Below are 13,421 nucleotides of genomic sequence, written 5' to 3'. Positions count from 1 at the left end.
TATATTAGCAGTTAACTTTATTGCATTATTTACAAAATAGTATCATTTATATAGAATATAATCAAATTTTTATAAGATACACACAAAAAAGGTGGAAGGAAATCCTAGTCAGTTAAAGATTGCATTCTAAGATTACTTCTCACCTTATGAATTTATAATCATTATTTTTCAAGAAGGCTTAAATATCAAGGTACTCTGGATTCATATCTACGCATAAGATATATTTTTTGCCTTCAACATTTTTAAAGACACATGACATGGTAATACAAAGATTACCGCTTGCCATTGATATATATGGCTCTGTAATATACTTACTTAATTTCATATTTCTCAGAAAGTAATAATACTTTTTTAATGAATGGTCTTCACCTTTTTTAGCGGGCTGAAACATGAGCCCCTTATGCTTGGAAAAATTAGTGAACGGCGTTACTGTGTCGCTAACCTGAATTCCCATAGGATTCAATATATACATACATTCAAATATAGTATTATTGTTTATAATTTCTAAAAGTTGAAAATCAAATCTTTTTTCTTCATATTTTGAAATTTCATCTAGAGCGTTTTTAATAAAATCAGTATATTCTTTGTATCTTACTTTATGAAGGCTTATTTTTTCAGCAAGGTACTTAGAATAGTGATTGGCTAGTTTACGAACAGGTACATTGAAATTTTTAAGCATACTAGGCTCTATCGTTTGAGGTTCAGCAAAATAGTAACCTTGAAGCATGTCAGCACCTAGTTCAACAGCCTTTATTGCTTCTTCTTCCAATTCTATTCCTTCTGCAACTACTAAAGCACCCAGTGTCTTTGAAAGGCTAACAAGAGATTTAAAAACCTCCTGTTTATAATAATCTATGTGTATGTTCCTCAATATACTCATATCAATTTTAACAATATCTGGTTTAGCGATTGCTATTCTATCTAGGTTTGAATGACCAGCACCTACATCATCTAACGATATAAGAAAACCGTAATTACGATAGTTTTGAATAAATCTAGTCAGAGAAGCAACATCAGTAACTTTTGATTCTACAATTTCAAGCACCGTGTTTTCTGGTTTGAGATTATATTTTGAAATTAAATTAAGAATAAAGCCAGAACCAACAACTTCTTCAGTTATAGAGGAACCGTCTATATTAAGAAATAAAAGCAAGTCTTTATTTTTTTGAAAAAGAGGCATGAACCCTTCAGCTGCTTTTTCTCTACAAAGTCTATCCAGAGCTATTTTATCTTGAGTTTTTTTAGCTGTTTTAAACAATTCCAAAGGAGGTATAATATTATTATCTTTATTTATTCCCCTACTAAGTCCTTCTACACCAATAACTGATTTTTTTAATATCGATACTATCGGCTGATAATGAATCATTAGCGAACTGTTTTCGAGAACATATTTCAATTCTGCTGCTGCATTTTCGGTTGTCAAATATATCACCTTCCATTAGCAAATTTATTTCTATAAAATATAATTCTAAAATAAGACCAATAACAGTATACTTAGATAGCCTACGAAATCTTTAGGCATACAAATATTGACATATCGAAACTTATATAAAAATATTATAATACTTATTTGTGTTTTTTCAATAAATAAATACATTTTACCTTCATCGTTAACAGTTTTATTGCTATAAGCCTTTATAAATGATAATATAATATTATATGTTATAATAAGATACTATTATTTTTTCATATTTAGAGTTGTAAAGGAGAGATAAATTTAATGGAAAAGAATAAAGTAGTAATTAAAGGGGCATTCAAAGGAATAACCGCTGATTTTACAAAGTACATATTAACTTTGCTTGCGCTCTTTATTATTTATATAATAAGTACTGCTTTTAAAAATGGCATTTATTCGAAAAAAAATGTAGGTTCACTGATTTCATATTTTAAAAAATTTGATCTTAAGGATATTGGAGGAATGCTTTCAATCGGAATAATAATACTAATATATATTATTCTTATTATTTTGGCTGTTTCTACCATAGTCAGACTATTTTTACTTTTATATGAAGCTGGACATGTTATTGTTATAGACTATTCGTCTGGCAAAATAGTAACAAAAACTTATTCCTTTCCGTTGGAAAGAACAATAACAGAAGAGAAGTTTAATGAAATAATAAATGTAGATATTAAGCAAAATATGTTTCAACGATTTTTCAACACCGGTTACATGTACATAGAATTTATAGCATTAAATCAAGTTGATTCCCAGTTGAGATCAGTTGAGATACCATACGCTTTCAAGCCATTCCTGCAGAAAAATAAAATATTATAAAAAGTGCCTTGTTAGGCACTTTTTTTAAAATCTATCTTTACAGAAGCATATCAAGAAAAACAGTATTATTATTATGCCTATTCCACTGCTACCGCAACTACCTCCGCCAAAGTTTCCTAAGAAACCGCCCAAATTACAACATGGGTTGCAAGTTGGTCTGCAGCAGCAAGGATCACAGCAGGGATCACAGCAAGGGTCGCAGCAAGGATCACAACAGCATTTGTTGTGTCTATGACTCATAATAAAAACCTCCTTTTTAGCTTAAGTATAGTTAAAATTAACTGTACTATATACTATTCAAAAGAAGGCTTTATGGATACAACTATATAAATTTAATTATTTTAAGAAGTTTGTCTATCTTTTTCTTGGATAAAATTATGATAGCAATAATTTATTATGTCGCTTCGCTTGATAATGCCGATAAAGATACCATTATCATCTACTACAGGGACAAAATTTTGATTAACAGCTAGTGATATCAGGTTTTCCATATCTGAGTTTATAAATACAGGTTTATTTACTGTACGTCGTGGAATATCTGATATTTTAATTTTATCACAATTATTAAAAGTCAAATCTGGTGTATTCTTAAGTTTCCACAATAAATCTCCTTCTGTAAGAGTTCCAATATATTTGCCTTTATTATCAAGCAGCGGAATTGCGGTATAACTATGATATTCCATCCTCTCCATAGCTTGTCGCATTGTTGAATTAAAATTTTCGCATATAACCTCAATTTTTGGAGTTAAAAAAAACGCAATATTCATATATATCCCTTTCTGAAATTAAATAAGTTAAGTTTAAATGTAATTTTATTTTCTTCTAAATAATATTTTAGAATTAATAGAATATTATCAGAAGCCTGTACATATATTTTATCACAAAAGTTTTATATTCATAAATTCTTTATTAAAATTTATAGATTCTTAATATTATATATATATTATATATATATAACAATTGGAACTATGTCGAAAAGTGGATAAACACTGCTGTTGTTAAGCTCAATATTCGATATTGTTGGTTTTTCTCTTAGATAAGGAAAGGCCAGATTGTTTACTTCAGAAAGGTCTATATAATCTAATATACTGCCGTTTAGAAATGGACTATACATTGTAGTGTCGGCATTATCTGCAGTTCTATCTGGATATTTCTTTACAATTTTACCGAATACTCTTATGTTACCATTTAATAGGTAGTCTTCATTATCTAGTAAACAGGAATGTCTTAGCGATAGAATGCAGTGTCTATCTAAGTTTTCAATGCTAGTGCCCAAGTAACGCAAACAATGACCATTTCTAAAGTTCTCAATTAAAGTTTTTAGATAATTAAGCATCTGCCTTGAATTAAATTTATATTTATCCTTTGCTGCAGCACTGTTCTCATTAAGAGCAGAACAACCTATACAATCATCCATTTCAAGCATGCTTATTGCGTGCTCAACATTTTCTATAACAGGATTTTTTTTCATTATACAATTAAATTCGGCATAATCATTTTCTTCTAAATTGTCGAATAAGTCTATTGTGCCTATACTTTTTAATAGTTTCTGAGACATCAGTATGTCCTTCAATTTTTTTAGAATTACAATTGATGTTGAAACATTTTCCTCAGTTTTCTGCTTAACAAATTCATTTTGTATTTGTACATCGACATCGCCTTGAACGTATTTTCCAAATAAATCACAGGAAAACTCACTTATAGGCGTTTTAAAATGAACTGTTATAGTATCTTTATTACTGAAACTTTTAGTCTCGATATATTCTTGAACAACCACAGAAAAGAGATTGTTCAGCATATCATTATTCATGTAAACAGGGATAAGCGCTCTGTTAAGTGTCATATTATTTCCTTACATAATTGATTCACAATTATAAAATATGATAAATCACTATATTTTTATACTATTTTTTAACCTTTTGGTTTGAAAATAAGTGCTGCAATAAATGAAAAGATTATTGCTGCTGATATACCTGAACTTGTAATTTCAAATATACCTGTAAGTACCCCAATAAAACCAGTACTTTTTGCTTCCATTAGTGCACCTTTCACTAAAGAGTTACCAAAACTGCTTATTGGTATTGTAGCACCAGCTCCTGCAAATTCTACAAAAGGGTCATATAGTCCGAGACCTCCTAATATTGCTCCGCAAACAACTAGTGTACAAGTCGTATGGGCAGGGGTTAATCTTGCCACATCCATTAATAACTGCCCTATTACACAAATACCTCCGCCAATTAAAAATGCCCAAAATATTTTTGTCATATAAATCTTCTCCTTTCTACATTTCTATAGATACTGCATGTGCTATGCAGGGAATCGTTTCTTTCTGCTGATATGACATTGGAGACATCAGTGCACCAGTAGCCGTAACAAGTATCTTTTTAATTTCTCCTCTTTTCAGTCTATTAATAAGATGTCCGTACGTAACAGTAGCAGAACAACCGCACCCGCTGCCGCCTGAAAAGACATTTTGGTCTTGTTTGTATATAATCAAACCACAGTCATTATATCTTTCTATAGGTATGTTGAAATTGTCTTTTTTAAATAAATCCAAAGCAATATTATATCCAACATTACCGAGATCACCAGTTAGTATCAAATCATAATAATCCAGTGGCCTTTCGGTTTCTTTAAAATGAGTTTCTATTGTATCTACTGCAGCAGGAGCCATAGCTGCCCCCATATTAAATGGATCAGTAAGTCCCATGTCGATTACTTTGCCTATTGTTGCAGAGGTAACCTTAGGACCTTCCCCCATATAAGACACTAAACCTATTCCAGCACCAGTAACCGTCCATTGAGCTGTAGGAGGCTTTTGCCCGCCATATTCTGTTGGGTATCTGTACTGTTTTTCTGCACCGGCATTGTGACTCGAAGCTCCTGCAAGTACGTATTTTGCATGGTTGCTTTCTATAAGCATAGAAGCTATGGCAAGAGATTCCATAGAGCTTGAACAAGCACCAAAAACTCCAAGAAACGGTACACTTAGCGTTCTAGCACTAAAACTGCTGGATATAATTTGATTAAGTAAATCACCGCAGATAAAAAAATTAATATCATCCTTCTTCAAATTTGCTTTTTTGATAGCAAGGTCACATGCATCTTCAACCATTTTTCTTTCGGCTTTTTCAAAGCTTTCCTGTCCAAGCCATATATCATCATATATTTTATCAAAATCATTTTTTATATTACCCTGACCTTCAAAAGGACCACCTACTGCAGCTGAAGATAATATTACAGGGTTATTGTTAAATATCCAGGTCTGTCTTCCCTGAAGCATATACAATCACCATCCTATTTAAAAAATATTAATCTTATAATCGCTACTACAAAAGCAGAAAACACTCCATAGGTTATAACACTTCCGGCTATTTTAAACATATTTCCGCCCGTGCCCAGTACATAGCCTTCTGTCTTGTGTTCTATTGCGGCTGAAGCCATTGAATTAGCAAAGCCTGTCAATGGTATTGCAGTTCCTGCACCGGCCCATTGGGCTATATGATCAAACAATCCAATGCCTGTTAATAATACAGAAATGATTATGACTATAGCGCCTGTCGGGCTTCCAGCATTCTTTTCATTAAAACCAAAATACTTAATAAACATATTTTGTAAAATCTGACCAAAAGCGCATATTCCTCCGCCCACTATGAAAGCTTTAACGCAGTTTATTAGTACGGGCCTTTTAGGCTCTTTGCTTTTGGCTAAATCTTTATATGTTTTTTTATCAGCTTCTGAATTGCTATTCATAAAATCACCTGCCTAATTAATATGTAGTACAACATTATTGTTTGTTTAATAACAGAATTTATACAAAATCAAGAGTATTAAAAGTATAAAAACTGCAGCAAAACATTAAAATTGTTTTACTGCAGTTTTCGTATTCTAAATTTATATTATATTTTGGTAGGATCAATAACCCAAAATTTTATTTACAATAATTACTTTAATCCTGCCCTTTTGATTTTGTCTTTTTATCAGTGTATATTCATTACAAATTCTTTCAGGGCTTGAACACTCCATACATGTACCAGTTACTGTACATGGCGTTTTTCGATTTAATCTTTTGCAATTAGCTGGAGCTGAGATGTTTTTATTTCTCTGTATAGCTTCATCAAGGTTCTTAACTATTTTGTTTATTCCAGCTACCACAATGACGTTTTTAGGTCCGAAAAGCATAGCAGCAACTCTATTTCCATTTCCGTCCACATTATATAATTCACCGCTCTCCAAAATAGCATTGCTGCTTGTGAGATAGAAATCAGCGTAAAAAGTATCCCTAAATATTTTTTGAATTTCATCAGGTTTTAGACCTTCTTCATACCTATCAAGAAAATTATAATTCCCATTTCTCAATAAATCTAAAACTCCGGTCTCTGATAAAGTTGCAGACCCGCCAACACTGACTGTAGAATTTGCTTTTATAAGTTCATTTATCTTACTTAATAATTCTTCTTGATTTTGAACAAAATAACCTTCCATATTATTCTGTTGAAGATTAGTTAAAAGCCTTTCAACTTTCTTTTCATTCAGCCATTTAATATTGTTATCCATAAAAGATACCTCCATTTCTATTTATGTAATACAAAAACACTTTTAATTCGCAGCCGTCAAACTGTTAATGACTCAATCTCCTAGCATGAAACGGCAATCATAATGTAATATGCTCTATAGTTTATTTATTTTCTTTGAAAATTTTATCGATATAGTCTTTAGGATAGCCTACAAATCGATCTTTTGTTAATTCGTAGGTCTTAAAGTTTTTATTTAGTTCCGTATCTAATTCGTAGCCATGACAATTTACAGAAGATAAAGTGCCATAAAGAAATTTTTTGGCTTCAGGAAGAGGAATTTCAATAAGCCCTTTAACCTCCGAATATTCGAGTTTATACTCTGCGATAGGCTTCCTTGATACATATAGGTACACATGCTGGAACTCTCTGTCTATATATCCGCCATTTATATTTTCACATTTAACGACACCTATTTTTTTTAAATCTGATATATCTATTTCTAATCCAAGCTCTTCTTTTATTTCTCTAACACCATCCTCTGGATTTTCACCAGCTTGTAGATGACCTGCAGAAGTTACATCGTAGCAATTAGGAAAGTTATCCTTATTATCCTGCCTTAACTGAAATACTAGATAGTCCATCTTATCAGTTTTATGAATCACCCAACAATGGAAGGTTTGATGCCAATAGCCATTTTTATGGATTTCTTCACGTGGTTGACAACCTATTAGATTAAAATTCTCGTCAAAAACATCAATATATTCTTCTTTCATTAATCATACACCTCATAATATATAATAAGCCTACTTAGCCCATTCTGATCGGACATCCTTCATTTCATTATTTAAATATTCTAAGGGAAGGATATCTTCATCTTCCTTTTTGTAGGTTTTTAATTTTAACACAGCTGCTTTATTATTCTTAACGCTTAACTTACTATCAGCTGATGTAAGAACCCATATCAGCTTTTTAGGGTATAATGATGGTGGTATATAGTCTTCACCAAATCCGTCAGTGAAATATATTAATATGCTGTCTTTGATTTTATTATCATGTATATATTTAAAAACAGGTAAAAACTTTGTACTTCCACTATTTTTAGGCATAGTTTTAATATCGCTTTTACTTCTTATATAATACACGTTTCTTATGGAGCTATCACATTCAATTACTCTTAATGTAAAATGAAACGTACTTATCATGTTAAGTATCTCGGAAAGTATATTTTTTATCTCTAGTTCAGTCATACTCCCGCTTGTATCCATCGCTACTATAACATCAGCTTTATTACTGCTAAGTGTACCTCTCAAATCAAGTCGTTCAAGTTGTCTTCTATTTCTCCTTGTAACTGTTTTTTTCTTATAGCTTATATTTCCACCTAAGTATTTTTTTAGATATTCTAGCCAATTTATCACGCTTCTGTTCTCAATAGTGTTAATAAGTAGTTTAACACTTTCAGGAGCAGCAAGATCTTTGTTTGCTTTAACTAAAGTTTTAATACTGTTTTCAACAGCCTTTGAGTCTAATTCCATCCCTGCTGAGGTCCATGTTCTGTGCAAATTTTGAATGAAGCCTATATCGATGGAAATATCTGAGTTCTCAGATATCTTAAACTTTTCTTTTAACGTTTTATCAATTTTCTCAGCATAATATTCTAGCGGCTTATCTTCTTCCAAATCAAGATTAAAAGATTTGTTCACGCTTTCTATAGTATAACTCCATACAGGAAGATTACTTATAAATTGGTTGATTGAAATATCCATTGCTAAATTTACAGCAATGGTACTATAGATTTTTTTTAGGTTTACGCTTCGCTGATGGTGCATGCTTATTATATGGTAAACTTCATGTTTAATTAGTGCTTCTATTTCTGAAATACTGCATTCAAGAAGAAGTTTCGGGTTTATATACATTGTAAAATGGTTATTTTCGGGTACTGTAGCTATAGGCTCATTAATATTAAAATCAACTTGGCGCCTTAACGCAATAATGAAATTAGCGAAAAATACATTTTCACTATTTAACATTCTAAGTATACAATGCTCAAGAAAATTATCGAATTTTTCACGTATATAACTATTTTTTGAAAATACTTCTTCATCTGGTTCTGACAATACAATAAACGCATACACTTCTTTCTTTATTGTGTCTAGTTGTTCTGAATTTGCCACCATAATAACTCCTTGTATAAATCTAATTAACTGCCTGCTTAAATATATATCTTAAAAAAAGCATCTACAAAATCCTTGTTATTTATAAATTTATCATATATGTGCTTCTGATTATATGTTTTAATTTTCTTCATTATCGCTAGTTTCAAATCCGAAGGATAATATTGCAAAAGTTTGGCAAACCTATTTATTAACTCATCGTTTTCTTCTTCCTTCTCAATAAGATTTAAACAGTTTATTGTGAATAGAAACAATTTCTCATGAGTTTCATGTCTTAAAGCGTTTAATAATCTATCGGATATATTATTTTGAACTAATATGTCTCTGGCATCAAATATAAATTCTGGCCTTTCATGGGTGAAATTTACAAACTCCTGTGCTATTTCACTCCCTATATTGCCTTTAATAACATTAAATAAAATATTTTCAGTATATGCAGCTTTATTATTTTCATAAGCTGTATAGGCCTTTGATACCCTTTCCCAGCTTCTTGGAGTAGCTCTTGTGCTTTCATTTGAATCAGTCCTATTCAGATATTGTGGAAACATTGATATAAACTGCAAAATATCACTGTGTATATTCTGTATATGTCTTTCATTCTGTTCAGTTCCCCACTGAATCCAATTTTCAGCGTTACTTTCCATATTGATCCAGACAAACCTATTTTCCTGAGCAGGGTCCATTTCGGTAATCTGATATTGGTTCTCTAAATAATTATCATATTTATTTGAAGGATTCATAGCAGCAACAATAACTGTGCTATCAGGAAGTATATAACCATTTATCTCTCTATTTAATATAATGTTCATAAGCTCCTGCTGAACAGCATGTTCACATCTGTTAATTTCATCAATAAATAAAAGTACCTTCTTGCTTTTATCCTCCGATAAGAAATCCTCTATCTTCTTAAGCTTATGATGAACTGCATAAACAGTTCTCTTTCTAATTACTGTTTTTCCGTTAATTGTTTCAGAATAGTCTTCTACAACTGGAAGCCCACCGATTTCTCCTTCTTTTAATAGACTGCCTTCTATAGTTATAAAATTGTAATTTAAATCACTGCATAATTTTTTTATCAAAGCAGTTTTTCCTATGCCTGTCTCACCAACTATCAGCGGCACTGCTCCGCTATCCAACGTTAGTTTAACTGTCATAAGTGTATCTACAAAGTTCATAAAATTCTCCTCACATGTCTAAATTATAGTCAACGTAATATTTCTTTGCATTATCGCTGCCAAATTTATATACAAAATTTATTTTATCTATCTTTAATACCTCTAGCTTTATAAATTCATAAATAAAATTAGGTGAAACGCTTCCTTTACTAATTTCATATTTTATAATGCCTATAACTATATCATTATCATAATCACTTACATATTTTAATATAGCTAATGAGTATCGAAGTAATATATAAAACTCCTTATCAGTGTAGTTAAAACTTGTTATCGCTGAAGGATTTTGTGCTACTGCGGCTATCTTAACTTTTAATGCAGGAGCATCTATATATTTAATTGCACGGTAATTGTTTTTTACGGCAGCTAACTGTACATCTACAGATGGCCTCTGTATATATTTAATGGCATCATATGTGCTTGTTACAGCAAGTATTTTTTGTTCTTCTGTAGGATTTTGAACAAATTGTAATGCCCAGCCATTAGCTCTTACTGCTTCTGAAATAGTTTTTTTCGAAGGATTTTTAATGAGTTTAAGCGTATTCCAAGCATTTTTAACACAATATATGCACATTTCCTCCGTAGGATTTTCAATATTCTCTATAGACCATACTTTAGTTTTTATAAGCTCCCATTTTTCATCCTCACTCATTGATTTATTGCAGTTAACATTTTCCATTTATATCACCATTCCATTTACGTAAATAATACTATTGTTTAAGAACTTTTTAAAGAGTCAAAATTGTAATAAATAAAATTATATAATATTTATTATAGAATATCAGTATGGATTTTTCTATACAAATACAAAATCTCTAAACTGTGAGAAAAATTATTAATTATTATATTGATAAAAAAATATTATTTTTTTGATTAAAGTTTATAAAATGCTCTCTATATTACACAAACTTGTAGTATTGTGTAATACATATGCATACCATTATGGTATAATATGGTAAAGGAGGCGCTAGTATGAAAAAAATTAATAAACTTAAAATTGCTGTGTCTATAATTATATTACTTTTTTGTTTCTTTATCCCTAATCAAACTTTTGCTATTTCTAATATTGCAAAAAACAATAAAAAATTGTCTGTACAAACTATCAAGGGCAATAATTATCCCATAGTTATGGTCCATGGACTTTTTGGTTGGGGAAATAATGAGTTAGCCGGATTAAACTATTGGGGAGGAGCTGAAAGTTTACAACAAAAATTGGTGGACAAACGGTACACTGTTTATACTCCATCAATTGGGCCGGTATCTAGTAATTGGGATAGAGCTTGCGAATTGTATGCATACATAAAAGGTGGTACTGTAGACTATGGAGAAGCTCATTCGAAAAAATACGGACACAATAGATATGGGCGAACTTATCCAGGTGTATATCCTGCCTGGGGAACAGTATCTAATAACAATGTTCTGCAAAAAGTACACTTATTAGGACACAGTATGGGTGGACAAACCATAAGAACATTAGTGCAATTATTAGAAAATGGAAATAAGGAAGAACAGGAAGCTACATCTTCAGATAACATAAGCCCACTTTTTACAGGTGGAAACTCATGGGTTAGCAGTGTTACAACCATAGCCACTCCGCATGATGGGAGTCAGGAAAGCCATAGGCAGTATTCCTTAGAACCTTTGGTTCACCAATTTTTTGCAGCATGGACTATAAATAACAATCTTATTGATGCAGAAAAATCAGGACTGGATTTTCAATTAGATCAATGGGGATTAAAGAAGGAATCCAATGAATCTTATAGAAATTATTTTAACAGAGTAATGAAAAGTAACATTTGGGGAAAAACCAAAGATTTGAGTGATTGGGATCTATCACCTGAAGGAGCTGAAGAACTGAACAGCTGGGTAAAGGCTCAAGATGATGTATATTATTTTTCATTAGCTTGTTCGGATACCCATAAATCTCAAATAACAAATCGTCAGTTACCTAACCAGAATATGAATGCTGTGCTGCTAAAAAGCAGTCTTTATCTAGGATCGTATATTAATAATAATCCAGGCGAAGTTCCAATAGATAGCTCTTGGTGGGAAAATGATGGTATTGTAAGTGTAAAATCAGCTATATGTCCTAAAGTAGGCTCAGCAGATAAAATGGTAGAATATAATGGCATACCGCAAAAAGGAACTTGGAACTATCTTGGCTTGGCAAAAAATGTTGATCATCTTGAAGTAGTTCAGATGACTCAAGATAGAACAGCCAGAGAACAGCAATTTTATGATATAGCCAATATGTTAAAAGGTCTTTCAGATTAAATTTATAAACAAATGGAAGGAAGCCATAGAAAATATTAATGTAATAGCTGGATTTATATATATAATTTTTCTATTAAAATATGCTGAAATAAACAGAAAGATGCTAAATATCATGTCTCTAATTTTTAAAAGTTGCTACAATTAATGTAAACAGTCATATAATATATCATACGTTAACTTCAAAATAAAAAGATGAAAGGTGATATATATATGGGAAGAATATATGACAGACATGATGAATATGTTGGATATTTTAGAGACAACAGGATATACAATAAAAGGAATGAATTGATTGGCTATATGGAGAACAATGTGGCTTACGATATAAACTCTTCTCCAGTATTATATTTTTACGATGATAAATTTTACTGGATGAACGGTATGCCTTGGGCATATTTTAATGGACGAGCAATTCGGGATTTAAATGGCAACTACATTGGAAGTGCAGCTAATACATTACCTTCACTTATTGCTGCCGGTCTTATCTTTAGCAATAAGATACTTGAAGCTCAATATAAAGCTATGCAGCACACAAACAAAACAAATAGTAATCGCGGATATATTCCAAATAATAATCCTATTGGAGTTAATGGATTAGGAGGAATGGTTCAAAGTGTAATGAATATAGGCAGATCTATGTTTGGCGGTGGTAACACTAATGCAGCGAACGTAACTAAAAATTCCTCCATGGGTGAAATTGGTCCTCTGGTATCAATATGGGGAAAATATTTATTAGCTAATCCAAAACTCACTATGTCCATTTTAAGCAGGTTTATTAAGCTGTAAGAAAAACTGGCGTGTAATCGTGTAAGGCATTTTAGCTGATCGAGATTATACGCCTTTTGATTATTTTAGGTTTTACGACAATGAACAAAAGATATTATTCTAAGTTTTCATAACCAAGAAGAGAACATGCCTGGCTTTTACTATTAAAAGCTTAAGCTTGTTCTCTTTTTCTGTCCAGATAAATTATTACTTGCGTATTATTCCTGATGTTTTTTATTTTTGC

Annotated in this window: 15 protein-coding genes; 3 read left to right on the top strand and 12 right to left on the bottom strand. The window is 31.4% G+C overall.

The window, feature by feature from the left end:
- Positions 1-178: 178 nt before the first annotated feature.
- Positions 179-1,423, bottom strand: a complete 1,245-nt coding sequence (locus CLORY_RS09105; protein WP_079423491.1) for an EAL domain-containing protein — start codon at positions 1,421-1,423, stop codon at positions 179-181.
- A gap of 297 nt (positions 1,424-1,720) precedes the next feature.
- On the opposite strand from CLORY_RS09105, the gene CLORY_RS09100 reads away from it, so the two are divergent.
- Complete coding sequence (locus CLORY_RS09100; protein WP_079423489.1) at positions 1,721-2,275, top strand: PH domain-containing protein; 555 nt, start codon at positions 1,721-1,723, stop codon at positions 2,273-2,275.
- 24 nt (positions 2,276-2,299) lie between these two features.
- Here CLORY_RS09100 and CLORY_RS23260 read toward each other — a convergent pair whose 3' ends face one another.
- The 11 genes from CLORY_RS23260 to CLORY_RS09045 form a co-directional block, all read right to left on the bottom strand.
- Positions 2,300-2,515: a hypothetical protein gene (locus CLORY_RS23260; RefSeq protein ID WP_079423487.1), complete on the bottom strand. Its 216-nt coding sequence runs from the start codon at positions 2,513-2,515 to the stop codon at positions 2,300-2,302.
- Between the two features lie 101 nt (positions 2,516-2,616).
- On the bottom strand, positions 2,617-3,042 hold the full coding sequence (locus tag CLORY_RS09090) for a CBS domain-containing protein (protein ID WP_079423486.1): 426 nt from the start codon (positions 3,040-3,042) through the stop codon (positions 2,617-2,619).
- A gap of 176 nt (positions 3,043-3,218) precedes the next feature.
- Positions 3,219-4,118 (bottom strand): DUF6414 family protein, encoded by a 900-nt coding sequence (locus CLORY_RS09085; protein WP_079423483.1) that lies wholly within the window; start codon positions 4,116-4,118, stop codon positions 3,219-3,221.
- A 68-nt stretch (positions 4,119-4,186) separates the two neighbouring features.
- Complete coding sequence (gene spoVAE / locus CLORY_RS09080) at positions 4,187-4,540, bottom strand: stage V sporulation protein AE (protein ID WP_079423481.1); 354 nt, start codon at positions 4,538-4,540, stop codon at positions 4,187-4,189.
- 16 nt (positions 4,541-4,556) lie between these two features.
- Positions 4,557-5,558, bottom strand: coding sequence for a stage V sporulation protein AD (spoVAD, locus tag CLORY_RS09075; protein WP_079423479.1), 1,002 nt, complete (start codon positions 5,556-5,558; stop codon positions 4,557-4,559).
- A gap of 14 nt (positions 5,559-5,572) precedes the next feature.
- The gene (gene spoVAC / locus CLORY_RS09070) at positions 5,573-6,028 is read right to left on the bottom strand and encodes a stage V sporulation protein AC (protein WP_079423477.1); all 456 of its coding nucleotides are present in this window, start codon (positions 6,026-6,028) and stop codon (positions 5,573-5,575) included.
- A gap of 162 nt (positions 6,029-6,190) precedes the next feature.
- On the bottom strand, positions 6,191-6,832 hold the full coding sequence (locus CLORY_RS09065; RefSeq protein WP_079423475.1) for a lactate utilization protein: 642 nt from the start codon (positions 6,830-6,832) through the stop codon (positions 6,191-6,193).
- A 121-nt stretch (positions 6,833-6,953) separates the two neighbouring features.
- Positions 6,954-7,565, bottom strand: a complete 612-nt coding sequence (locus CLORY_RS09060; RefSeq protein WP_079423473.1) for an NUDIX hydrolase — start codon at positions 7,563-7,565, stop codon at positions 6,954-6,956.
- Between the two features lie 30 nt (positions 7,566-7,595).
- Positions 7,596-8,966 (bottom strand): vWA domain-containing protein, encoded by a 1,371-nt coding sequence (locus CLORY_RS09055; protein ID WP_079423470.1) that lies wholly within the window; start codon positions 8,964-8,966, stop codon positions 7,596-7,598.
- A 35-nt stretch (positions 8,967-9,001) separates the two neighbouring features.
- Entirely contained in the window at positions 9,002-10,138 is a 1,137-nt protein-coding gene (locus tag CLORY_RS09050) for an ATP-binding protein (RefSeq protein ID WP_079423468.1), read from the bottom strand.
- Between the two features lie 10 nt (positions 10,139-10,148).
- Positions 10,149-10,817: a hypothetical protein gene (locus tag CLORY_RS09045; RefSeq protein ID WP_079423466.1), complete on the bottom strand. Its 669-nt coding sequence runs from the start codon at positions 10,815-10,817 to the stop codon at positions 10,149-10,151.
- Between the two features lie 293 nt (positions 10,818-11,110).
- Between CLORY_RS09045 and CLORY_RS09040 the strand changes: the two genes are divergently transcribed.
- Both CLORY_RS09040 and CLORY_RS09035 read left to right on the top strand, forming a co-directional pair.
- Positions 11,111-12,412: an esterase/lipase family protein gene (locus CLORY_RS09040; RefSeq protein WP_079423464.1), complete on the top strand. Its 1,302-nt coding sequence runs from the start codon at positions 11,111-11,113 to the stop codon at positions 12,410-12,412.
- 192 nt (positions 12,413-12,604) lie between these two features.
- Entirely contained in the window at positions 12,605-13,198 is a 594-nt protein-coding gene (locus tag CLORY_RS09035; RefSeq protein WP_341456640.1) for a 5-fold beta-flower protein, read from the top strand.
- Positions 13,199-13,421 lie beyond the last annotated feature (223 nt).

Source organism: Clostridium oryzae, assembly GCF_002029235.1.
Taxonomy (GTDB): Bacteria; Bacillota; Clostridia; order Clostridiales; family Clostridiaceae; genus Clostridium_AE; species Clostridium_AE oryzae.
This window is presented reverse-complemented; position numbering and strand designations above follow the sequence as displayed.

Bases quoted from the DNA above. Each gene is read 5' to 3' on its own strand.
- CLORY_RS09100 (WP_079423489.1), top strand. From the start codon at position 1,721: ATGGAAAAGAATAAAGTAGTAATTAAAGGGGCATTCAAAGGAATAACC.
- CLORY_RS23260 (WP_079423487.1), bottom strand. From the start codon at position 2,515: ATGAGTCATAGACACAACAAATGCTGTTGTGATCCTTGCTGCGACCCT.
- CLORY_RS09090 (WP_079423486.1), bottom strand. From the start codon at position 3,042: ATGAATATTGCGTTTTTTTTAACTCCAAAAATTGAGGTTATATGCGAA.
- CLORY_RS09085 (WP_079423483.1), bottom strand. From the start codon at position 4,118: ATGACACTTAACAGAGCGCTTATCCCTGTTTACATGAATAATGATATG.
- spoVAE (WP_079423481.1), bottom strand. From the start codon at position 4,540: ATGACAAAAATATTTTGGGCATTTTTAATTGGCGGAGGTATTTGTGTA.
- spoVAD (WP_079423479.1), bottom strand. From the start codon at position 5,558: ATGCTTCAGGGAAGACAGACCTGGATATTTAACAATAACCCTGTAATA.
- spoVAC (WP_079423477.1), bottom strand. From the start codon at position 6,028: ATGAATAGCAATTCAGAAGCTGATAAAAAAACATATAAAGATTTAGCC.
- CLORY_RS09065 (WP_079423475.1), bottom strand. From the start codon at position 6,832: ATGGATAACAATATTAAATGGCTGAATGAAAAGAAAGTTGAAAGGCTT.
- CLORY_RS09060 (WP_079423473.1), bottom strand. From the start codon at position 7,565: ATGAAAGAAGAATATATTGATGTTTTTGACGAGAATTTTAATCTAATA.
- CLORY_RS09055 (WP_079423470.1), bottom strand. From the start codon at position 8,966: ATGGTGGCAAATTCAGAACAACTAGACACAATAAAGAAAGAAGTGTAT.
- CLORY_RS09050 (WP_079423468.1), bottom strand. From the start codon at position 10,138: ATGAACTTTGTAGATACACTTATGACAGTTAAACTAACGTTGGATAGC.
- CLORY_RS09045 (WP_079423466.1), bottom strand. From the start codon at position 10,817: ATGGAAAATGTTAACTGCAATAAATCAATGAGTGAGGATGAAAAATGG.
- CLORY_RS09040 (WP_079423464.1), top strand. From the start codon at position 11,111: ATGAAAAAAATTAATAAACTTAAAATTGCTGTGTCTATAATTATATTA.
- CLORY_RS09035 (WP_341456640.1), top strand. From the start codon at position 12,605: ATGAAAGGTGATATATATATGGGAAGAATATATGACAGACATGATGAA.